Origin of the sequence: Saccharospirillum sp. (assembly GCF_040881935.1) — a bacterium.
Classification (GTDB): domain Bacteria; phylum Pseudomonadota; class Gammaproteobacteria; order Pseudomonadales; family Natronospirillaceae; genus Saccharospirillum.
Genome location: NZ_JBBECH010000030.1, coordinates 43,829 through 64,865 on the forward strand (window position 1 = coordinate 43,829; position 21,037 = coordinate 64,865).

19 protein-coding genes and 1 other RNA gene are annotated in these 21,037 nt (G+C 57.2%); 11 read left to right on the plus strand and 9 right to left on the minus strand.

Annotated elements, in window-relative coordinates:
* Window positions 1–32 precede the first annotated feature (32 nt).
* The 9 genes from WEB54_RS04610 to WEB54_RS04650 all read right to left on the minus strand — a co-directional run bounded on the left by WEB54_RS04610 (window position 33) and on the right by WEB54_RS04650 (window position 7,899).
* The gene (locus WEB54_RS04610) at window positions 33–380 is read right to left on the minus strand and encodes a hypothetical protein (RefSeq protein WP_368053568.1); all 348 of its coding nucleotides are present in this window, start codon (window positions 378–380) and stop codon (window positions 33–35) included.
* 2 nt (window positions 381–382) lie between these two features.
* The gene (locus WEB54_RS04615) at window positions 383–1,120 is read right to left on the minus strand and encodes a hypothetical protein (protein ID WP_368053703.1); all 738 of its coding nucleotides are present in this window, start codon (window positions 1,118–1,120) and stop codon (window positions 383–385) included.
* Window positions 1,117–1,635 carry a DUF2878 domain-containing protein gene (locus WEB54_RS04620; protein ID WP_368053705.1) on the minus strand — a complete coding sequence of 173 codons (519 nt, stop codon included), beginning with the start codon at window positions 1,633–1,635 and terminating at the stop codon, window positions 1,117–1,119. Before WEB54_RS04620 ends, WEB54_RS04615 begins: the two co-directional genes overlap by 4 nt.
* The gene (locus WEB54_RS04625) at window positions 1,632–2,882 is read right to left on the minus strand and encodes a class I SAM-dependent methyltransferase (RefSeq protein WP_368053562.1); all 1,251 of its coding nucleotides are present in this window, start codon (window positions 2,880–2,882) and stop codon (window positions 1,632–1,634) included. Before WEB54_RS04625 ends, WEB54_RS04620 begins: the two co-directional genes overlap by 4 nt.
* Entirely contained in the window at window positions 2,879–3,700 is an 822-nt protein-coding gene (locus tag WEB54_RS04630; protein ID WP_368053707.1) for a DUF1365 domain-containing protein, read from the minus strand. The genes WEB54_RS04625 and WEB54_RS04630 overlap by 4 nt, the downstream gene beginning before the upstream one ends.
* Window positions 3,691–4,956: an NAD(P)/FAD-dependent oxidoreductase gene (locus WEB54_RS04635; protein WP_368053709.1), complete on the minus strand. Its 1,266-nt coding sequence runs from the start codon at window positions 4,954–4,956 to the stop codon at window positions 3,691–3,693. The genes WEB54_RS04630 and WEB54_RS04635 overlap by 10 nt, the downstream gene beginning before the upstream one ends.
* Window positions 4,957–5,005: 49 nt before the next feature.
* On the minus strand, window positions 5,006–5,422 hold the full coding sequence (locus WEB54_RS04640) for a nuclear transport factor 2 family protein (protein WP_368053557.1): 417 nt from the start codon (window positions 5,420–5,422) through the stop codon (window positions 5,006–5,008).
* A gap of 70 nt (window positions 5,423–5,492) precedes the next feature.
* The gene (locus WEB54_RS04645) at window positions 5,493–6,875 is read right to left on the minus strand and encodes a deoxyribodipyrimidine photo-lyase (protein WP_368053711.1); all 1,383 of its coding nucleotides are present in this window, start codon (window positions 6,873–6,875) and stop codon (window positions 5,493–5,495) included.
* 73 nt (window positions 6,876–6,948) lie between these two features.
* Window positions 6,949–7,899, minus strand: a complete 951-nt coding sequence (locus WEB54_RS04650; RefSeq protein WP_368053553.1) for a YbgA family protein — start codon at window positions 7,897–7,899, stop codon at window positions 6,949–6,951.
* Between the two features lie 234 nt (window positions 7,900–8,133).
* On the opposite strand from WEB54_RS04650, the gene ffs reads away from it, so the two are divergent.
* The 11 genes from ffs (at window position 8,134) to WEB54_RS04705 (ending at window position 20,939) form a co-directional block, all read left to right on the plus strand.
* An RNA gene (gene ffs / locus WEB54_RS04655) (signal recognition particle sRNA small type) lies at window positions 8,134–8,230 on the plus strand.
* A gap of 181 nt (window positions 8,231–8,411) precedes the next feature.
* Window positions 8,412–10,532: a DNA polymerase III subunit gamma/tau gene (gene dnaX / locus WEB54_RS04660; protein ID WP_368053713.1), complete on the plus strand. Its 2,121-nt coding sequence runs from the start codon at window positions 8,412–8,414 to the stop codon at window positions 10,530–10,532.
* Between the two features lie 137 nt (window positions 10,533–10,669).
* The gene (locus tag WEB54_RS04665; protein WP_368053547.1) at window positions 10,670–10,996 is read left to right on the plus strand and encodes a YbaB/EbfC family nucleoid-associated protein; all 327 of its coding nucleotides are present in this window, start codon (window positions 10,670–10,672) and stop codon (window positions 10,994–10,996) included.
* A gap of 16 nt (window positions 10,997–11,012) precedes the next feature.
* Window positions 11,013–11,624: a recombination mediator RecR gene (gene recR, locus WEB54_RS04670; RefSeq protein ID WP_368053545.1), complete on the plus strand. Its 612-nt coding sequence runs from the start codon at window positions 11,013–11,015 to the stop codon at window positions 11,622–11,624.
* The gene (gene rnd / locus WEB54_RS04675) at window positions 11,617–12,756 is read left to right on the plus strand and encodes a ribonuclease D (RefSeq protein WP_368053543.1); all 1,140 of its coding nucleotides are present in this window, start codon (window positions 11,617–11,619) and stop codon (window positions 12,754–12,756) included. The genes recR and rnd overlap by 8 nt, the downstream gene beginning before the upstream one ends.
* Window positions 12,740–13,048 (plus strand): YcgL domain-containing protein, encoded by a 309-nt coding sequence (locus WEB54_RS04680; RefSeq protein WP_368053541.1) that lies wholly within the window; start codon window positions 12,740–12,742, stop codon window positions 13,046–13,048. The genes rnd and WEB54_RS04680 overlap by 17 nt, the downstream gene beginning before the upstream one ends.
* Window positions 13,048–13,488 carry a YcgN family cysteine cluster protein gene (locus WEB54_RS04685; RefSeq protein ID WP_368053539.1) on the plus strand — a complete coding sequence of 147 codons (441 nt, stop codon included), beginning with the start codon at window positions 13,048–13,050 and terminating at the stop codon, window positions 13,486–13,488. The genes WEB54_RS04680 and WEB54_RS04685 overlap by 1 nt, the downstream gene beginning before the upstream one ends.
* A gap of 54 nt (window positions 13,489–13,542) precedes the next feature.
* Window positions 13,543–13,911, plus strand: coding sequence for a hypothetical protein (locus WEB54_RS04690; protein WP_368053716.1), 369 nt, complete (start codon window positions 13,543–13,545; stop codon window positions 13,909–13,911).
* 351 nt (window positions 13,912–14,262) lie between these two features.
* Complete coding sequence (locus WEB54_RS04695) at window positions 14,263–15,924, plus strand: AMP-binding protein (protein WP_368053718.1); 1,662 nt, start codon at window positions 14,263–14,265, stop codon at window positions 15,922–15,924.
* Between the two features lie 132 nt (window positions 15,925–16,056).
* Window positions 16,057–19,983 (plus strand): ATP-dependent RNA helicase HrpA, encoded by a 3,927-nt coding sequence (gene hrpA, locus WEB54_RS04700; protein ID WP_368053720.1) that lies wholly within the window; start codon window positions 16,057–16,059, stop codon window positions 19,981–19,983.
* Entirely contained in the window at window positions 19,980–20,939 is a 960-nt protein-coding gene (locus WEB54_RS04705) for an alpha/beta fold hydrolase (RefSeq protein WP_368053531.1), read from the plus strand. The genes hrpA and WEB54_RS04705 overlap by 4 nt, the downstream gene beginning before the upstream one ends.
* Window positions 20,940–21,037 lie beyond the last annotated feature (98 nt).

Here is a 21,037-nt window from a genome sequence, read left to right on the forward strand (position 1 = left end):
AAAGGGCCGCAAACATACTCAATGCTTACAGGTTAGTCAAAATCCCCGGATGCTGCCATGCGTTTTAATTGCTGCCAGCGGGTTACGCACCAGATTGCCAACACAGGATTGCCCAGTGTCGGCAGCGTAATCAGCAACAGAATTCGAACCCAGGGGTTGGGTTCGAACAGCCAGGTCAGCGCCAGGGCGATAAAAAAGCCGCTGTAGAGGTCGAACAGTGAGATCTGACCCCAGACTTGGCTGGTCAGCCATTGGCCCTGTTCAGAAAATAAGGGCCATGGGTTGAGCAACAGCATCCAGGCGATCAGGGTGATTGACAGCGCAACGCCCAGAATGAGCAACATCAAGGGCAGCAGGTTGTTGGCGCGGTTCGGGTTCATGGTTAGTGGCCCTCCGGGTATTGGTATTCGATGTTGGCGGTGTAGTTGCCGCCGCCGGGCTTAGGCAGATTGGTTAGGCCACGGTAGCTGAGCAGACGCTGGGTATCGATGTCGTAAGTCAGTTCAATATCGCTGATGACCCAACTGAGTACCCGGTTCTGAACATTAAGCTCAAGCACGAGCTGACCTTCAATCTGGTCTACGGGGCTCACGCGAAGGCCCAGCCAGCGGACGCGGGTAGGGGCCAGAAACTGAAAATCGACGGTATCGCCCGCCAGCAAGGTATCGAAGTGGTCGACAATAAAGTAATGAAAGCCCCCGTCGATGACCGAAGCGGCGTCTTCAGACCATTCGAGGGTGCCGGATTCTACCGATTCGATGGATACGCCGTCGTCATCGGGTTTTACGAGTTCAGTTCTGGCAGGGTCGGTCACGGTTAACTGGTAGGCCGGGCGTGTCGGTCGCCAGTAGGTCATGTCTTTTTGTGCCAGCCGGTCGCCATTCGAGGTGATATAGCGAACGGTTTCCTGCCGTGGTACGCCGTCTTCCTGCTCCAGACGATGCTCTTCGGTGTAGAGCAATTCGCTGGTTTCTACATCGTAGGCTTTACCGACAAACTCGATGGTTCGGGTCTCAGCGGCTACTTTGGTGATGCCTAACAGGGCCAAAACCAGGCAAAGCAGGGCTGCTTGCCTGGTTTTGGCGGGGTTTTTTGTGATCAGGGCGGTCGGGGTGTTCATGACGCCGTTACCTGAGTCGGGTGACTGTGATTCAGCCGATCGATCCACCAGTAAAACAGGGGTAGCCACAGGCCCCAGGCAAGCGGCACGGCGATCAGACCAAAAGGCGTCAGGGTGGCGGCGCCGAACTGGGCACCGGCCACATAGCTGCCACCGCCCCCGAACACGCCGAGTATCACCTGCAAACTCAGACGGCCTTTCAGCCAGGCGAGAGAATGATTCAGTGTTAGCGGGAACATCAGCCACAGGCCAACCAGCCACAGGGGGACCGGTTGCCCGGTACCGTGAAACTGGACGGCCTGGCTCAGATGCCAGAGCAGGTCGGTCAGTAAACCGAACACCATGATCGGCAGGGTAGCCTGCCATTCGCGTCGGTTGCCTTCCAGAAGAGCGTGCACCACTGCAAAACCCAGTGCCCAGAAGATCGCCCAGGCCGACTGGGTTAGCACCAGCAGGAACCAGCCGATCTGAAAGCCTGCGTAATTAAAAAAGACTTTGGCAGCCTTTGCTTTCATCGCGCCGGGTCGATCCAGGTCTGGCGGTTTTTGTCTTTGGCAAACATGACCTGGTGGGTACTGATGGCGCGTTCGGTAAAGCCGCCTTCACAGTAGGCAAAATAATAGCGCCACAGGCGATAGAAGGTGTCGTCGTAACCCAGTTCCAGAATCTGGTCGCGGGCGGTGACGAAACGCTGGTGCCAGTCTTTCAGGGTGCGGGCGTAGTGCTCGGTCATGTCTTCCAGATGGACCAGTTGCAGGTCGGTATGGCGCTTCATGTTGTCGGTCAGAATCGACAGCGAAGGCAGGTGACCGCCGGGGAAGATGTATTTGCGAATAAAGTCGACCGAGGAGCGGTATTGCTGATAGCGCTGATCCGGCATGGTGATGCACTGGATCAGCGCCGCGCCATCGTCGGTTAAACGCTCAGACAACACCCGGAAGTAGCTGGGCAGATAATCGTGCCCGACCGCTTCGATCATCTCGATGGAGACCAGTTTGTTGTACTGACCGGTCAGGTCGCGGTAATCCTGTTTCAACAGGGTGATCTGCTCCGTGAGGCCAAGTTGTTCGATGCGCTGGCGCGTGTAATCAAACTGTTCGTTGGATATCGTGGTGGTGGTGACCTTGCAGCCATAATGCTGCGCCGCGTGGATGGCCATGCCTCCCCAGCCGGTGCCGATTTCCAGCAAATGGTCGCCGGGTTTCAGATCGAGCTTCTGGCAGATGCGGTCGAGCCGGTGGCGCTGGGCTTCTTCGAGGGTGGCGTTGGCGCTCGGGTAAATGGCGCTGGAGTACATCATGCTGTCGTCGAGAAAGGCTTCGAACAGATCGTTGCCGAGATCGTAGTGGGCGCTGATGTTTTTGCGCGAGCCGGCTTTGTCGTTGCGGTTGAACCAGTGTGCCAGGCGCAAGATCGGTTTGGTGATCAGCCCCAGGGTTTTGTTGAGCGTTGAGGTGGTGTCGAGGTTGACGGCAAATACCCGCACTACCGTGGCCAGATCGGAGGTGTCCCAGAAGCCAGCGACGTAACATTCGGCCGCGGCGAGTGCGCCACCGGTCAGCATTTCCCGGTAGGTGCGAGTGTTGTGAATCTGGACGCTGGCGTGCGGTCCGTCCTGATCCGGATTCCCGAAGACGTAGGTGCCGGAGTCGTCGTGCAGCGTCAGGGACCCGGTGTGAAAACGGCTTAGCGCTTTAAAAAGCAGCCGTTGGGCCAGCGGACCCTGGGTCCCGTCGAAACGCGTCGGAGTGGCCGTTGTCATGCCGTTGTTTCCTTTTTTTCTTTGTTTGGGTGTGGGATGAAGGGAACCTTCTTCAGCCACAATTTGAAGGCTTGCCAGTGGATGCCTGCTACCACTTTTACGGTCATGGCGGGAAAACGGATGAGCGCGCGGCGCATGGCTCTGGCGGTAATGGGTGTGGCGTCCATGACCAGGGTGGCGTCGAACACCTTGTGTTGCTCTCGGTAATTTCCCAGGTGAATGCGCAGGGTCGGTTGCGGCAGGCCGAAGACCCAGCGGTAGTCCATATCCATAGGCAGAAAAGGGGATACATGAAACGCCTTGCTCAGGCGGTATTCGCGGTAGTGGCGATGAACCCGGCTCGGTTCGTAGTAGGCCGGGTTCGGTGTTTTGACGGCTACGGACGGGTCTGCCAGTAGCACATAGGCGTGGCGTTCCTTCCAGGGGGTGTTGGTGATTTCGGGCATGACGGCCAGTAACTGGTCGTTACGGCCAAAAATGTAGTAGACCGAGACCGGGTTGAATACATAGCCGAGGTAACGCACATGGGTCAGAACCCGGACGGAGATGATCTGTTCGGGTTGCAGGTCACTTTGCGCGCAGACCCGGTTGATGACGGCCTGTTTTAAATCGGGAATGGCCGGGTCTATGTAATCGGCCCGGCGAAAACTCGCCCAGTTGAAACGTTCGGCCGACCAAAGGCGTGAGCTCGAAAACACCTCGTCGATCTCATCGAGATCGAGGTAGAGCATAAACAGCGGGTAGGTAAACCGATGTTCCGCGGGGCTGTATCGGCGGTGGCGAACCCAACCCTGGTAAAGGCAACTGTTCAGTGCCATGGATCCACTCCAAAGTCGGCGACGACGCGTAAGGCGCTGTTGACACCGTCTTCATGGAAGCCATTGAACCAGTAGGCGCCGCAGAAGTGCGTGCGGTGCTGGTTGCCAATGTCGTGGTAACGGGTCTGGGCTTCCATGCCAGCTTTGGTAAAGACTGGGTGGGCGTAGCTGAACCGGTCGATGACTTTGGCCGGGTCGATGTCTGCGGCGCGGTTCAGTGTCACGCAGAAAGTTACCGGTGCGTCGCTGAAGTTCTGCAAAAGGTTCATGTTGTAGGTTAAACCGACCGCCTCGGAAGGGTTGCGCGGTATGTGGTAGTTCCAGGCGGCCCAGGCCTTTTTGTTTTTGGGCAACAGGGTGTCGTCGGTGTGCAAGACCACCTCGTTGTTACTGTAGGGCAGGGCGCCCAGAATCTGTTGCTCGTTTTCAGTGGGTGAGGCCAACATCGTCAGTGCCTGATCGCTGTGGCAGGCGAAAACGACCTGATCGAACCGCTCGGTTTGGCCATCGTTAAAGGTGAGGGTGACACCTTCGGCATCGCGCTCGACCCGGGTAACACCCCGGTTCAGGTGAACCTTGTCTTTGAAGGGTTCTATCAGTGGTGCGACGTAGCTGCGCGAGCCGCCTCGAATGACATACCACTGCGGTCGGTGCTTTACGGAAAGCAGGCCGTGGTTTTTAAAAAACCGGACAAAGAACAAGGCGGGAAAGGCTTCCATCTCAGTTTCACCGGAGGACCAGATCGCCGCGCCCATGGGCACGATGTATTTGCGAATAAAGGTATTGCCAAAGCCTTTATGGCGGAAGTAGTCGCCCAGAGTCAGCTCCGGTGTCAGGTTGCCCGCTTCGAGATCTTCCAGGCTTTCTTTGTTGAAGCGCAGAATGTCGCGAACCATGCCCAGGAAACGCGGGTTCACCAGGTTGCGACGTTGCGCGAACAGGGTGTCGAGATTGTGACCGTTGTACTCAAGGCCAGTGGCGTCATCGCGCACGCTGAAACTCATTTCAGTGGGCTCGCGTTCGACCGCCAGCGGTGCCATCAGCTTGTTGAAGTTGTGGTACACCCAGTCGTTGTAAACGATAAAGCCGGTGTTGACGCCCCAGGTACGACCATCGATGGTGACATCCCGGGTGTGGGTATGCCCGCCAATGTAGTCGTTCTGCTCGAACACCTGAATGTCGTGATGCGGGTGCAGCATGCGCGCCGTGGTCAGGCCTGCGATGCCGGTACCAATGATGGCAATGCGTTGAATCATTGAGTGTCCTTTATTCGGTAACTTGATAAGTATTTGTGGTGAATACGATTCAATTCAGGCGTCCCTTTAACCAGCCAAGCAACGAACCCAGTGCGGGTACGTGATCGAAGATCAACTGGTTACTGTCGAAATAATCCTGATGGCGGGTGATTTTTTCATCGAAGGTTAAATAGGTAACGCCCGGCACAAGAATGGGTGCACCGCCTTTGAGTTTCGGGTGGCGAAACGTCATGTCCCAGCGCAGCATGGCTTCGTTGTTCTGCTCCCATTGGGTCAGATATTTGAACGAAACTTCATCGACGTTCTGGTACAAGCCTTCAAAATAGCGCTGCAGATTATCGAGCCCTTCGATGTGGTGCATCGGGTCGATGAACACAATGTCTCGGTCATACAGCTCACCCAGCAGGCCGTCTTTAACGGTGTCCCGGTTCAACCGGTTGTACACCTCTTGCATATGCTCAAGCATAAAGATCTCCCTGGAGATAGTTGTGAGCTGATAGCTTCGAGCTGTTAGCTAAAAACTCACAGCTCACAGCTCACAGCTTCTTGAAAAACGCCAACGTTTCGGCGCGTGCCCGTTTGTAATCGACGAGCGGTTGCGAATACCCCATATGTTGTGCTAGTTGTTGCGTTGGTTTATGGATGGCTGCTGCGGGTACGCTGGCCAGTTCCGGCACCCATCGACGAATGTAGCTGCCTTGCGGGTCAAACCGTTCCGATTGGGTATAGGGGTTGAAAATGCGGAAATAGGGCGCCGCGTCGACCCCGGTTGAGGCGCACCATTGCCAGCCACCGTTGTTGCTGGCTAAGTCGATGTCGAGCAATTGTTGTGCGAACCAGCGTTCGCCCTGGCGCCAGTCGATTTTCAGTAGTTTGACCAGATACATGGCGACGATCATACGGACCCGGTTGTGCATCCAGCCGGTTTGCACAAGCTGGCGCATGCCGGCGTCGACAATGGGTACGCCGGTCTGGCCTTGTTGCCAGCGGTGCAGGGCGGTTTCGTCCTGCTGCCAGGGGAAGGCATCCCAGCGTGGGTAGAAAGGCTTGTGACGGGCGATTTCCGGGCGCCAGTAAAGCAAATAATGATAAAACTCGCGCCAGATCAGTTCTGATAACCAGGTTTGCACACCGGCACTGTCAACATTGGGGTGCGAGAAGGCGCTGTGCATGCATTGGCGCAGACTGATGGCGCCGCTGGCCAGGGCTGCCGACAATCGCGAGGTACCTTCTGTCGCGGGCAGATCCCGCAATGTCTTGTAGTCTGGCATGGTTTTACTGAATTCGCTGAGGTGATCGTGTGCCTCATGCTCGTTCAACGGCAATTCAGCCGAGCCGGGCCAGTTCACCTCGGGTATGTCGGGCAACTCACTAACTTCCGGTCCTGTTGGTGATGGTACAGGCAGCGGTGCAGCCAATGGCGTTTCGGCATGCTGGCTTAACCAGCGCTTCTTGAACGGGGTGAACACCCGGTACATCTCGCCCTGCCTGGTTAACAGAGTGGCCGGGTCGAAGCCGACTCTGTCTTCACCGATCCAGGTTTCCATTCCGGCTTCACGGGTCTGGTTAATGGCGTACTGGTCGCGCTGCACTTCATCCCAGCCAAATTCACGGTGAAACGCGAGTTGGCTGACCTTGTGGGTGCGGGCGAACCCGATCAACTGATCCACGCCCGACATCCAGGTTTTTGCGTGCAAAATAGTCAGAGGGATGCCCAGTTGGGCCAGATCCCGGGCAAGGGTAACCAGGGCCGATCGAATGCTGTATTGGCGGGCCAGACCGTAATCGTGTTGCTGCCATTGCTCCGGTGTCCACAGGAAAATGGCTTTTACCTCAGAGTCGTGCCCCTGGCAGGTCTCGGTTAGGGCGCTGTGGTCGCTGACACGTAAATCGTTTCGGAACCAGACAAGTTGGGTCATTTAAAACTCTGGACATAAGTTAGACGTGACTTTGATACGCTGGCCGGGTTCTGTTGGTTCAAAAAGATAGTTCTTAAATCGGATTCCTCAATCCCAGCTCCTCCGGGTAGGGGTTCAGGAAGGTTTGATTCATCAGATAGGGGAACTGGTCGCCGTGCAGAAAGATGTAGTGCTTGAGCAGGGCAACCGGAACAATGAAAGGCACTTCGCTGGCCTGGTACTGCTCGATCGAGTGAATCAGCGACGCTTTTTCCTTTTCCGACAGCTGGTTCTTGAAATAGCCCATGACATGCTGCAGTACATTGACCCGGTGACCCCGCTTCGGAATGTTCGACAGCGCAGCCATCAGCTCGACCAGATAGGCCTGGCCAAAGGCTCCCCGGTTGTCGATGTCTTTAAGGTTCGACAGTTTCTGCCCAAGCCGTTTGTAAGTCGGGTAGTCGTGCATCATGAGCAGGTATTTCTGCCGGGCGTGAAAATCGATTAGCTCCTTGGCGGTGCGCCATGGTTGCCGGGTGCGCCAGTCGTGGTAGACGTACACACGCTGAACGAAGTTCTCTACCAGGTTAGGGTCGCTCAGGCGGCCGCTTTCCTCGAATGGTATTGCCGGGGCGTGACGTTGCAGCACCCCGGTGTACAGGCCCGCAGCAATTTTTTCGGGAATCATGTTCTTGTTGTACAGCTTTACGCGTTCCATACCGCAGCTGGGCGAGCCTTGCATAACGACGTAGCCATCGAGTGCATCGAGCTGTGGCACGATGGATTCAGCGTAGTGTTGTAGCCGTTCCGTGTAGTCGTCGGTCAGGTTCATCGAGTCGACGGCGCGGGTGCCTGTGTCGGTACTGATCAGCCGGATCGGGTTGCGCGGAATCCCCATACCGATGGCGACTTCGGGGCAGTAGGGTACAAAGTCGGCGTATTGGCCAAAGGTGTGCGTCAGCCAGCGATGGTGCTTGTGTCCGCCGTTAAAGCGGACTTCATCGCCCAGTAGGCAGCTGCTGACGCCCAGTGTAAGTTTTGTCATAGAGTAAGGTGTTCCTGTCGACCGGGACGTAGGTACTTGCTCGGTTGTATGTTCCGGCGATACGCACACCAAGTCCAGCCCGGATCACTGTGTGCCGCCATCCGTCGCGGATTAAGGGCGAAGTCAAAGTGAACTCCGAAATGTGAGATAAGATAAGACACCACTGTTTTCGGCCACCCCCTTGAGTTTTTAAATATCACAGGCATAATGCCGCGCTCTGCGTTAGGGTGGCTCTGCTGGTCCCCCCGCAACGAACGGTCGTAAACCCCGCCAGGCCCGGAAGGGAGCAACGGTAGCGACTTTCTCGTGTGCCGGGGTGTGGCTGGTGGAGCCGCCACCCACTCTTTGTTATAAATTGTTACAAACGACTGCCCAAACCACCTGGGTTTCATTGGGTCGCTAATTTCTGCTAGCTTACTAACCTCTTGTTTTATCAACCCTTTTTTTGTTCTGGCAGCATTACCTGTTCCAAGTTAGGATACAGTTTCGTTTCTCCGGTTTCATGAGCCTTCATGTCTTATCAGGTATTGGCCCGTAAATGGCGACCCGCCACCTTTGAGCAAATGGTGGGTCAGGCCCACGTCTTAAAAGCGCTGGTCAACTCGCTCGACCAACAGCGATTGCACCATGCCTATCTGTTCACCGGTACTCGCGGGGTGGGCAAAACCACCATTGCCCGTTTATTGGCGAAAAGCCTTAACTGCGAAGTGGGCGTCAGTTCAAAACCCTGTGGCCAGTGTTCAGCCTGTACAGAAATTGCCGAAGGCCGGTTTGTCGACCTGATAGAAGTGGATGCCGCCTCGCGCACCCGGGTCGAAGACACCCGTGAATTGCTCGAGAACGTCCAGTACGCGCCTACACGAGGCCGCTACAAGGTCTATCTGATCGACGAAGTGCACATGCTCTCGGTCAGCAGCTTTAATGCTTTGCTGAAAACGCTGGAAGAACCGCCACCGCACGTTAAATTCCTGCTGGCCACGACCGACCCGCAAAAATTGCCGGTCACGGTGCTGTCGCGCTGTTTGCAATTTAACCTGAAGAACATGACGCGTGAGAGCATCGTCAGTTACCTGAACTCCATTCTGGGGCAGGAACAGGTGCCTTTCGATGAGCCCGCGCTGTGGCTGCTCGCCGAAGCCGCCAACGGCAGCATGCGCGATGCCCTCAGTTTAACCGATCAGGCGATTGCCTATGGCGAGGGCGAGCTGCGCGAGACCGACGTGGCCACCATGCTTGGCACGGTGGATCTGAAACGGGTGTTGCACCTGGTTAAGGGGTTGATCGAAAAAAATGCCGACAGCCTGATGCAACAGGTTGCCGGCATCGCCGAACACGCACCGGACTACCGAACCCTGCTGAATGAGCTGCTGTCGACGCTGCACCGCGTTGCCATCGCTCAGGCGGCACCGACGGCGCTCGACAACAGCAAGGGCGACCGTGAAGCCATAGCAGCGCTGGCCGCTCAGGCGCAGGCGGAAGATGTGCATTTGTTTTACCAGATCGGCACCCTGGCCGCGAAAGACCTGGCGCTGGCCCCCAGCGAGCGGGCAGGCTTTGAAATGGCCCTGTTGCGCATGCTGGCGTTTAGCCCGAGCCCGGCGCGCCATGTGGATTCATTGCCAGCGTTGGAAAGCCGTGTCAGTAGTGAACCGGTTGACGCGCCCCCAAAGCCTGCGCCTGCTCCGACGAATAGTTCCGACGAGCCGGCGACCCCGACCCTGCAAGCCGCTCCGGTTGAGACGGCGACTGAAACAGCAGTGCCGGATCCGGCGCCTGCCCCGGAGGCCTCGCCCGACACCGGTGATCGCGATGACGACCCGGCGCCCTGGGAGGATGTCCATGAGAACATCGCCGATCGGGAGCCCGCCCCGCGCCCGGTCGCCGATGTGCTCGCAGACCAGGCGGTGGTAACGCCTCCGGCGCCCGTCAACGACCCGGTACCGGCGGCCGCACCGCAGACCCCTGCACCCAGCCAGCCCGAACCTGTCGAGGCGCCGGTTCAGGCTGATACGGTGGTTCAGACAGACTCTGCAGTAGAAGGCTCTGTCGCAAAAGCACCTGCCGAACCGTCGCCGCACAGCGAGCCGGTTACCCCGGAACCATCTAAAAGTCCGGTTCAGCCAGAAAGCCCGGCTGAACCCGAGCCCCGGGCGGACGTTGCTCACAATCCGAATCAGCTGATTCACCCCGACACCAACCCGGCGCGCTGGCCGGATATCGACCGGGCCGCCGATCCGGTATTCTGGTGGCAGGTGACGCTGCACAAGCTGGGGCTTTCGGGCATGACCAAAACACTGTTCGCTCATTCCATCTGGGCCGGCTTTGAAGACGGTCGCTTGCAACTGGTTATTTCGGATAACTATCGAAAATTGATGAATGAGACCCATATAGAACGATTAATGGCGGTGCTGGGCAACTTTTTACCAGGCGTCACCGGGCTCGACTACCAGTTTGGTGTGGCTGAGCAAACGCCCCAGGCCTGGTTCGACCGTATGCACAACGCGGCTTATGACATGGCGGTAACCGCGCTGCATCAGGATCCCTTCGTGCAGTCGCTGGTGTCTCGTTACGATGGGAATCTGCAGACCGATACGGTAAAACCTGCGTATAGTCCGTTGCCGTCGGTTTCTTGAAGCAATGTTGAGTCTGAGGCTGTGTATCCAGGTTGGCGGTACCAATAACAACTGAAATCCATGGTCAGCGTTAATTTACTATTTGATGGTCAGTCGCACCTGATGGTCAAAAACACTTACAACAGGAGCCTTGAACGATGACAAAAGGTGGCATGGGAAACCTGATGAAACAGGCCCAGAAGATGCAGGAAGACATGAAGCGCATGCAGGAAGAAGTGGCGCGCGCTGAAGTGACTGGTGAATCCGGTGCCGGGCTGGTGAAAGTCACCATGAACGGCCGTCACGATGTTAAAAAGGTCGCGCTCGACGAGTCGGTCATGCAGGAAGACAAAGAGCTTCTGGAAGACTTGCTGGCCGCAGCGGTCAACGATGCTGTGCGCAAGGTAGAAGCCCTGAGCCAGGAAAAAATGTCGTCCACGACTGCCGGCATGCAGTTACCTCCCGGCTTCAAGATGCCGTTCTAACGGAGCGAGGTCTGGCATGGCGTACAGCCCGCTTACCGAACAATTGATGGAAGCTCTGCAGGTGTTGCCCGGTGTCGGCTCGCGCTCGGCCGAGCGAATGACGCTGCACCTGCTGGAGCGAGACCGGGAGGGGGCTTTGATGTTGTCGCAAGCGCTGCAGCGCGCCCTCGACGGCGTTGTGCACTGTGGCCAGTGCCGGGTACTGACCGAGCAACCGGTATGCGACCTGTGCCAGGATGCCGACCGTGATCACAGCCGTCTGTGCGTGGTGGAAACCCCGCAGGACCGCGAGGCGATTGAGTTATCCGGTGGCTACCAGGGCGACTATTTCGTGTTGCAGGGGCATCTTTCACCCATCGATGGCATTGGCCCCGAGGAACTGGGGGTGCCCTTGTTGCTGGAGCGGGTAAAGAGCGGGGCCATCCAAGAGGTGATACTGGCCACCAATGCCTCAATGGAAGGGGAAGCCACGGCGCATTACCTGACCGAACAGATTCAGCCATTAAATGTCGATGTATCCCGAATCGCCCGCGGCATTCCCGTCGGGTCGGAATTTGGCCGGATAGACAGCCATAGTCTGTCTCAGGCGCTGCAGGATCGCAAAACACTGGGTTTTGAACATGATTGAACACTACCATTGGGTAGGCGACAACGACGCACTCCGCCTGGCTTGCCAGCGCTGGCAGGACGCCCCTGTTCTGGCGATGGACACCGAGTTTGTCCGTACCGACACCTTTTTCGCCAAGCTCGGGCTGATTCAGGTCGGGCTGGAGGGCGATATCTGGCTGATCGACCCGCTGGCGATCGACGACTGGCAAGCCTTTGCGGCTGTGCTCGAAAACCCGGCCATCATCAAGGTGTTTCATTCGCTGTCGGAAGACGCTGAAGTGCTGTTCAACGGCACCGGCGCTCAGGTTACACCGGTATTTGATACCCAGATTGCCGCCGCGCTGCTGGGCAATGATTTGCAAATGGGCTTTGCCCGGGCGGTTGAAGCCGAACTGGGCGAGAACCTGCCTAAAGACGCCACCCGGTCGAACTGGCTACTGCGTCCGCTCGGTGAAGAGCAGTGCCAGTATGCCGCGGCCGATGTGTTCTGGCTGGAGCAGCTGTATCAGCGTTACGCGCCCCGGTTGCAGGAGCAGAACCGGTTTGAGTGGGTGTTGGAAGACAGCCAGCGAGCCGCGCTCGACAGTTTCCCGCCGACACCGGCACAGTATTACCTGAAATTGCGCGGCGCCTGGAAACTCAAGGGAACCCGGTTGTACTGCCTGCAGCAACTGGCGCAATGGCGTGAGCAGCAGGCCCGGGACCAGGACGTAAACCGATCGCGTATTCTGTCGGACGCCGAAATTATTCAGATCGCACAGGCCATGCCCACTCAGCGCAGTGTATTTGCCAGCCTAAAAGGCCTGCACCCACGCAAGGTGAGGCTCTATGCCGATGCTGTGGTCGAGATCGTACGCCGCTGTAATGAGGCGAGCCGTGAACACTGGCCAGAACGCCTGGCCGGGCCGTTACCGGCTGATCAGGCGGCGCTTTATAAATCGGTCAAAGACCTGATTGCCGACCTGGCCCAGGAGGCTTCTGTTCCGGCGGAAGTGCTTGCCCGGCGCAAACCGCTGGAGCAACTGGTGCGCAGCGGCTGCTACACCGGTGATTACCAATGGCCGGAGTTGATGACTGGCTGGCGCAAGCCGCTGATTGTCGACCCACTGACCCGCCTGCTCGAGGAGCACCACCGTGAAACCAACGACTGAACGGGTGCTGGCCAGCATTTACCGGTCGTCAGCTCGCCAGGACATGTACCTTTACGTGTCGAGACATGAAGGTCTGGCAAGAGTGCCTGAGGCCTTGCGTGACCGTTTCGGCACTCCCTTGCCGGTGATGGATTTACTGCTGACGCCCACTCGTTTACTGGCACGGGTGGATGTAAACAAGGTGATGAGTAAGATCGTTGAGCAGGGCTATTACCTGCAAATGCCGCCACCCCGTGAAGAAGGCATGCTCGACCTTTACCGGGAGCCGACAACGCCGGTGCACCCACGCTGATGGCTGCCAAACCTTTCTGGAAACATAAAACCCTGAGCGAGATGTCGACCGAAGAGTGGGAATCACTCTGCGACGGCTGCGCTAAATGCTGCCTGCAAAAACTGGAAGACGAAGACAGCGGTGAGGTGTTCTATACCCGCGTGGTGTGCCAGTATTTGTCGGACAGCTGCCGCTGTACTGTCTATCAGGAGCGGCAAAAAAAGGTACCCAACTGCGTCTGGCTGAAGCCAGAAGATGTCGACCAGTTTTTCTGGCTGCCCAGCACCTGCGCCTACCGGCTGATTGCCGAGGGCGAGGACCTGCCGGAATGGCATCCGTTGCGGGCGCATGACAGCCAGCGCATCCACGCGGTCGATGCATCGGTGCTGCATCTGGATTTGGTGCGGGACAATAAAGTGCCGGAAGAAGACTGGGAAGACTTCATCATTGATAATGTTTAGCCGTGAATTGTTCAGAGCCTCCTTAACATCGATTTTATGGAATTCAACTGACTCATGATTTATCAAGACGTTTACTGGACCGCAGCGGCCGCCTATGGCCTGGGTGTGATTGGCTTTTGGCTGGTGCTATGGCGTATTGGCCGATTTCTGCCGTGGCGGCCGCTGCGCTGGTGGATCACCTGGATCTACCTGTGCATCGTGCTGACACCCTGGCAGGGTACCGAGCCTGAACCCTATTACGCGCCAGCGATTATTGTAGCCGCCTTTGATTTTATGGATGTGGGATTGCAGGCGAGCCTGAACGTTCTGATGCCCATGCTGCAGGCCATGGTGGTGGGCACTCTGGTGATCGTTGTTGTCGGCATCGTGTTGCGGTTTCGCAGTATGAAACAGGCCGATGAAGCACCCCGGGAAGCCGGTTAAAGTGTAAAAATCACGTCAGGTCTGTTATTTCTATACGCCGTTTGAATGGCTTCCAGTTCTATTGGGGGTCGCTCACAGATTCATGATACCGCTGCCTGGGCCGATATAAGTGGCCAGGTTGGGGAATCCCCCAAAGCCCGGGGCATAGAAGGCCATTGCCGTGATTAGTTAGGATGCTCCCGTCCCAGATGGGCGATTAACTGTGCGCTTTATTCATTAAAGAGTTGAATTCCGGTTGGTAAAAAAGGGACAATCGGGTCAGGAAATAAAACAAACGTTTGAATGAGAAGTGGCACCCGCTTCGCCAGCGTTTTTTTAACGATTTTTACAATAAGAACGAGAGGAGTGTCCATGAGCGACGTCTACACCCATACGCAATACCCCGGTGGTATGAAAGCCACGGTTGACCCGGAAGCCTTTGACACAGTGCTCGATCTGTTCGACCAGAAAACCAAAGAGTTTGCCGACAAACCGGCCTACACCTGCATGGGCCAGACGCTCACTTACGCGGATATCGACCGGCTGTCTGGCAACTTTGCCGCCTATTTGCAGAACGAGACAGACTTGCAGCCCGGCGACCGCATCGCGGTGCAGTTGCCCAATATTCTGCAATACCCCATTGCTGTTTTTGGCGCGTTGCGTGCCGGTCTGGTCGTGGTCAATACCAACCCGTTGTACACCGACCGTGAGCTCGAACACCAGATGAACGATTCCGGTGCCAAGGCCCTGGTGGTGTATGCCGGCATGGCCGCTCAGGCGACTCGAGTTCAGCCGAAGACACCGGTCAAGCGCATTATCGTCACCGAAATTGCCGATCTGCACCCGGGTTTGAAGCGGGTTCTGGTCAATACCGTGGTCAAGAAGGTCAAGAAAATGGTACCGGCCTACGACACCAGTAAAGTCGGCAGCTTCCGCGATGCGTTGAAACAGGGCAGCACCAAAACCTACAAACGCACGCCAAGCAAGCACGATGAAACCATCATTCTGCAGTACACCGGCGGCACAACGGGCGTGGCCAAGGGTGCGATGCTGACCAACCGCAACCTGATCGCCAACATGCTGCAGTGTTACGAGTTCTTCAAGCTGACGCTGAAAGACGGCCAGGAAACCTTCGTCGCGCCGTTGCCGCTGTATCACATCTATGCGTTTACCGTGAACTGCATGACCATCATGTTCACCGGTAACCACAACCTGCTGATTCCCAACCCGCGCGACATCCCGGGCTTTGTCAAAGAGCTGGGCAAACATCGGTTCACCGGCTTTGCTGGTCTGAATACGTTGTTTGTGGCGCTGATGAATAACGAAGACTTCAAAAAAGTCGATTTCAGTGCCCTGAAACTGACCATTTCCGGCGGCATGGCGCTGACGCGTGCGGCGGCTGAGCGCTGGGAAGAAGTGACCGGTTGCCCGGTCTCCGAAGGTTATGGCATGACCGAATCGTCACCGGTGATCTCCTTTAACCCAGCGGGTTTCCAGCAACTGGGTACCATCGGTATTCCGGCGCCAAACACCGAAGTGCGCATCGCGGATGACGATGGCAAACTCCTCGGCTTTGATGAGCCAGGCGAACTGCAGGTGCGCGGCCCTCAGGTGATGAAAGGCTACTGGAATCGCCCGGATGACACCGCCAAAACCATCGATGAAGCAGGCTTCCTGAAAACCGGCGACATTGCCGTGTTGCTGAAAGACGGCTACCTGAAGATCGTCGACCGCAAGAAAGACATGATCGTGGTGTCCGGCTTCAACGTCTACCCGAACGAAATCGAAGACGTGCTGACACGCCACCCGAAAGTGGTTGAATGCGCCGCTGTCGGGGTGCCGAGCGAGAAAACCGGTGAAGCGGTCAAAGTCTTTGTGGTCACCAACGGCCCGGTCGAGGAAAAAGAACTGTCGGATTTCTGCCGTGAAGGCCTGACCGGCTACAAGATACCCAAGCAGTTTGTATTCCGTGACGAACTGCCCAAGACGAACGTGGGCAAGGTGCTGCGCCGCGAGTTGCGCGACGCCGAATAATAGCACTGGTCTGAGAGACGCAAGCCCCGGGCGTGCCGGGCTTGCGTCTTTTCTGTTTCTGCGCTGCTTGCTGTTTTACGTTCCCCATCCAGATGCCTATAATGCCGTCCCTTTTGGCTGACAGGTCTATACATGCCGTCCAGTGCAGTATCAACCGCGGAACTGACCCCCGATCTGGTTCAGCAGAACCTGTCGCAGTGTCTTGTCCGTGACCGGCATTACCTGATACAACGCTGCAAGACTTGGCGTCAGCAGCTAAAAAAAGGGGAGGTATCGCCTTCCCTGGTTGCCGCTATTGAAAAAGCATTTACCCGTTCCCGTGAGAGGTTTGATGCGCGCGTACTGCGTCTCCCTGAGATTCGCCTGAATGAGACCTTGCCGGTATCCGAGCGGGCCGAGGATATTCTTGCCGCCATCACTGAACACCAGGTGGTGGTGATTGCCGGTGAGACCGGCTCGGGCAAGACCACACAGATTCCCAAGCTGTGTTTGCGGGCAGGCCTGGGCCGGGCCGGGATGATTGGTCATACCCAGCCTCGCCGGCTGGCGGCGCGTTCGGTTGCAGACCGGCTATCTGAAGAGTTAAACGTTGAACTCGGTCAGCAGGTGGGGTATCAGGTTCGCTTTACTGATCAGTCCAACGACGACACCCTGATCAAGCTGATGACCGACGGTATTTTGCTGAACGAAATTCAGCAGGATCCGTTTCTCAATAAATACGACACCCTCATCATTGATGAAGCCCACGAGCGCAGTCTGAACATCGACTTTCTATTGGGTTATTTGAAGCAGTTGTTGCCGCGTCGGCCGGACCTGAAACTGATCATCACCTCGGCGACCATTGATGTTGAGCGTTTCTCGGAGCATTTCAGCCAGGCACCGGTGATCGAAGTAGCGGGGCGCAGCTATCCGGTTGAACATCTGTACCGGCCGATGAGCCCGGATGAAGATGACTACGCTTCAGACCTGCCCAGTGCCGTGCTTAATGCCATTGAAGAGATAGAGCAGCGTGAACGCGCTGGTAAAACAGCGCACAGCGGCGGTGATGTGCTGGTGTTTCTGCCGGGTGAGCGGGAGATTCGGGAGACGTTTAACATCCTGAAGCGCGCTCAGTTACGACACACCGAATTGCTGCCGCTGTACGCTCGTTTAAGTGCCAGTGAACAACAGCGGATCTTTGCCAGCCACAGTGGCCGACGCATTGTGTTGTCGACCAACGTCGCCGAAACCTCGCTGACGGTGCCGGGTATTCATTACGTCATCGACAGCGGCCTGGTGCGCATCAGTCGCTACAGCTACCGCTCCAAAATCCAGCGCCTGCCGATTGAGCCGATTTCCCAGGCCTCGGCCAATCAGCGGGCGGGGCGATGCGGTCGTATCGCGCCGGGCCTGTGCATTCGGCTCTATGACGAAGAGGAATTCCAGCAACGACCTGCCTTTACTGACCCGGAGATACTGCGCACCAATCTCGCGTCGGTGATACTGCAAATGCTGCATATGCGGCTCGGCCAGGTAGAGGATTTTCCGTTTCTGGAACCCCCCGATAGCCGGATGATCCGCGACGGTTATACGCTGCTGACTGAATTGGCGGCGGTGACCGACAAAGGCCATTTGACGCCACTTGGCAAAGAGCTGGCACGGCTGCCGGTCGACCCGCGCCTGGGCAGAATGGTGATTGAAGCCAACCGCCAGAAATCGCTGAGTGAAGTGTTGGTGATCGCAGCGGCGCTGTCGATCCCAGACCCGCGTGAGCGACCGCAGGACAAACAACAGGCGGCCACCGAAAAACACGCTCAGGATAAAGACAAAGACTCCGATTTTCTGGCGTTCTGGAACCTCTGGCAGCGCTACGAAGAACAGCGCCAGACACTCAGCCAGGGCCAGTTGCGCAAGTTCTGCAAAACGCAGTTTCTGAACTACCTGCGCATGCGCGAATGGCGTGATATTCACCGCCAGTTGCATCTGCTGGCCAAATCGCTCGGGTTTCGCTTGAATGATCAGGTAGCCAGTTACGAGCAGGTCCACAAGGCGCTGGCCTCGGGTTTGCTGTCGCAGATCGCGACCTACAAGGAAGAGAAACTCTACACCGCCGCCCGGGGGCGCCAGTGTCGAATTCATCCTTCATCCGCGTTGTCTCGCAAAGGGCCCAAATGGTTGGTTGCGGCTGAACTGGTAGAAACCACTCAGGTGTTCGCGCGCACCGTGGCGCGCATCGAACCGGCCTGGCTCGAACCGCTGGCCATGCATTTGATAAAACGCAACCACACCGACCCGCACTGGGAAAAGAAGCGTGGTCAGGTCGTCGCCAAAGAAACGCTGATGCTCTATGGCCTGCCCATCGTTGCCCAGCGCTCGGTGCATTTCGGGGCCATTGACCCGCCGTTGGCACGTGAGATTTTTATCCGCTCGGCCTTGGTAGAGGGTGAATTTCAGACTAACGCCCCCTTCTTCCAGCGCAACCGGGCCATGTTGGCGGAAGTGACCGGTCTGGAAGACAAGACCCGCCGCCGCGATATTCTGGTCGATGACGATCAACTGGTGGCTTTTTACGACCAGCGCATTCCGGCCGACATCGTCAATGCCGCCGGTTTTCACGCCTGGCTCAAACAGCAGCCCAAAGACGCGCTCGATCTAACCCCGGAAGCACTGATGCAGCATTCGGCGGATCAGGTTAACGAGCAGCAGTACCCGGATTTTATAACCGTCGGGCGCATGAAACTGCCCCTGAAATACCAGTTCGAACCGGGAACAGAAGCCGATGGTGTCACCATGACAGTACCGGCCGGTGCGCTTGCTCAGTTGCCAGCCGGTCGGTTGGAATGGCTGGTGCCGGGCATGCTGCGCGACAAAATCATTGCGTTGATCAAGGCATTGCCGAAATCTTACCGGCGCAATTTTGTGCCGGTTCCGGATTTTGCCGATGCGCTGATGAACAGCCTGGCACCGGATGACACCCCGCTGACCAGGGCCATCGCCGAGCGGTTGTTCCGTATGACCGGTATTCGCGTGCCGCAAGATGAATGGCAACCCGACAAACTCGAAGCCCATCACCGGTTCCGCTTCAACGTGGTTGATGACGCCGGTAAAGTCATCGCCTCGGGTCGCGATCTGGATGCCCTGAAATCCCCGGCCAATGTTCAGGCGGCCAAAGACCGGGCGAGCGCGACCAAAACCCGGGCGGAGGATTCAGGCCCGGCTCATTACACCGACTGGTCGTTTGCTGGTTTGCCCGAAGTAGAGCACCGCATTCAGGCGGGCATTCACATTGATGTGTTCCCGGCGCTGGTCGACAAAGTCAACGCAGTCGCGTTGGAGTCGTTCACGCAGCAACCCTGGGCCGAACAACAGCATCGCCAGGGTTTACGGCGCCTGGCCTGGTTTCAGCTGGAACAGCCACTGAGCTACCTGGCCAAACGTCTGCCAGCCTTCAAGGAAAGTGCCTTGCTGTTTGCGCCCTATGGCAAGGCAGAGCCACTGCGTCAGGACTTGCTGTGGGCCATACTGGCGCGAACGCTGGACCGTGGTAAACCCTTGCCGCGAACGCAGACGGAGTTTGCTGCCTGGGTCGAAGCCGGCCGTGGCGATCTGGTAGAGCAGGGCGAACAGCTGGCGCGTCAGGTGCATGAGGTGCTGCATCGTCACCACCAGATACGTAAACAATTGAAAGGACGCGTGACCTTTGCCACAGCCTTCATTTACGCTGACATCGCCGGGCAATTAAATCATCTGGTCTACCCCGGTTTTATCAGCGCAACACAGGCTGACTGGTTTGCCGAATTACCACGGTATCTGGACGGTGCCGATCGGCGTCTGAACCGGGCGGGCGGTGTACCTGCCCGGGAGCAGTTTTTGGTGGATGAACTCGCTGGCTTTTGGCAACGTTACCAGATCAAGCAGCGCACCTTGACAGAACAGCAAATGGTTAGCCCGGCGTTGACGGAGTTTCGCTGGTTGCTGGAAGAATATCGGGTCTCGCTGTTTGCGCAGACGCTGGGTACCAAGGTACCGATCTCGGCTAAACGACTGGAAAAACAATGGCAACAGGTACTCGCTGAATGAAACACGGCATCAAGGAATATCGACTGAAAGTGCCGACCTGGCAGGGCGGCCAGTTGTTTGTTCGTCAGTTTCTACCAGAGGCACCCCAGGCGATGGTCGTGCTCTTGCACGGCCTTGGTAATAAGGGCGATGTGTTTTGCCACCAGGGGCACGGGTTGGCACAGTTTCTGGCCGATATGGGCTTTCACTGCCTGGTACCCGACCTGATCGGCCACGGCCAAAGCTGGCCACATCTGAGCCGCAGACTCGACCACGACGCCAACCTGATTATCCGTGAAGACTTGCCCCGGCTCATGGCCGAAGCCCGTCGCCAGGCCGATGGCCTGCCGATTTTTCTGGTTGGCCAGGGCTTTGGCGGCGTACTGCTAGCCTCGGCTTATGCCCGTGAACCGGGCGTTCGCCCCGGTGTGCTGGGCATGATTCATCTGGGTACGCGGCGCAACGCTACTCTGGGTGGGGTTCACCATTCAGCGCTGGGCCGCCTGATCACCGAATCGATACTGCCAGCGTTAGGCGCGATAAAAGGCGCGGTTCCCATGCGGTGGCTGGGCAAAGGCACGGAACCGGAATACCTGGCGTTGTATCGGGATTTTTTGCGCTGGTCCAACGGCCCCTGGGTATCGAATGACGATACCGATTTCAATTATTCAGACGCCGCCAAACACCTCAACTGGCCACCCAGCCTTTACCTAGCCCGACGCAACGGGGGCTACACCGACCACGTAGCCGATGTACGCGAGTTCATGCGCGAACTGGGCACCCACAATGGCCGCCTCTGGGTACTGGGCCAACGCGACGGCAACCTGCGCAACTACAGCGCCCAATCCATGTTAATCCACGACGACGCCTGGGTAGACCACTTCCCAGTGCTGCTCGACTGGATCAACGAGCGTCTGCGCCAACTACCCAAGGGCGTACGAATCCGACATCTGGTGTCGGTGGATAGCTCCAGTTAGTAGACGCACCCGACAGCCCTCGCTGGTTCTGTGGTTAACTAACATAGTCAGGCTTTCGTATTCCGGCCCCCGAGTAGGTATAATCCCGCGACCTTTTT

What these genes read in the sequence shown, in the direction of transcription:
- WEB54_RS04695 (WP_368053718.1), top strand. Translation starts at nt 14,263, where the DNA reads ATGAGCGACGTCTACACCCATACGCAATACCCCGGTGGTATGAAAGCC.
- hrpA (WP_368053720.1), top strand. Translation starts at nt 16,057, where the DNA reads ATGCCGTCCAGTGCAGTATCAACCGCGGAACTGACCCCCGATCTGGTT.
- WEB54_RS04615 (WP_368053703.1), bottom strand. Translation starts at nt 1,120, where the DNA reads ATGAACACCCCGACCGCCCTGATCACAAAAAACCCCGCCAAAACCAGG.
- WEB54_RS04705 (WP_368053531.1), top strand. Translation starts at nt 19,980, where the DNA reads ATGAAACACGGCATCAAGGAATATCGACTGAAAGTGCCGACCTGGCAG.
- WEB54_RS04665 (WP_368053547.1), top strand. Translation starts at nt 10,670, where the DNA reads ATGACAAAAGGTGGCATGGGAAACCTGATGAAACAGGCCCAGAAGATG.
- WEB54_RS04640 (WP_368053557.1), bottom strand. Translation starts at nt 5,422, where the DNA reads ATGCTTGAGCATATGCAAGAGGTGTACAACCGGTTGAACCGGGACACC.
- WEB54_RS04650 (WP_368053553.1), bottom strand. Translation starts at nt 7,899, where the DNA reads ATGACAAAACTTACACTGGGCGTCAGCAGCTGCCTACTGGGCGATGAA.
- dnaX (WP_368053713.1), top strand. Translation starts at nt 8,412, where the DNA reads ATGTCTTATCAGGTATTGGCCCGTAAATGGCGACCCGCCACCTTTGAG.
- rnd (WP_368053543.1), top strand. Translation starts at nt 11,617, where the DNA reads ATGATTGAACACTACCATTGGGTAGGCGACAACGACGCACTCCGCCTG.
- WEB54_RS04610 (WP_368053568.1), bottom strand. Translation starts at nt 380, where the DNA reads ATGAACCCGAACCGCGCCAACAACCTGCTGCCCTTGATGTTGCTCATT.
- WEB54_RS04645 (WP_368053711.1), bottom strand. Translation starts at nt 6,875, where the DNA reads ATGACCCAACTTGTCTGGTTCCGAAACGATTTACGTGTCAGCGACCAC.
- WEB54_RS04620 (WP_368053705.1), bottom strand. Translation starts at nt 1,635, where the DNA reads ATGAAAGCAAAGGCTGCCAAAGTCTTTTTTAATTACGCAGGCTTTCAG.
- WEB54_RS04635 (WP_368053709.1), bottom strand. Translation starts at nt 4,956, where the DNA reads ATGATTCAACGCATTGCCATCATTGGTACCGGCATCGCAGGCCTGACC.
- WEB54_RS04685 (WP_368053539.1), top strand. Translation starts at nt 13,048, where the DNA reads ATGGCTGCCAAACCTTTCTGGAAACATAAAACCCTGAGCGAGATGTCG.
- WEB54_RS04690 (WP_368053716.1), top strand. Translation starts at nt 13,543, where the DNA reads ATGATTTATCAAGACGTTTACTGGACCGCAGCGGCCGCCTATGGCCTG.
- WEB54_RS04625 (WP_368053562.1), bottom strand. Translation starts at nt 2,882, where the DNA reads ATGACAACGGCCACTCCGACGCGTTTCGACGGGACCCAGGGTCCGCTG.
- WEB54_RS04630 (WP_368053707.1), bottom strand. Translation starts at nt 3,700, where the DNA reads ATGGCACTGAACAGTTGCCTTTACCAGGGTTGGGTTCGCCACCGCCGA.
- recR (WP_368053545.1), top strand. Translation starts at nt 11,013, where the DNA reads ATGGCGTACAGCCCGCTTACCGAACAATTGATGGAAGCTCTGCAGGTG.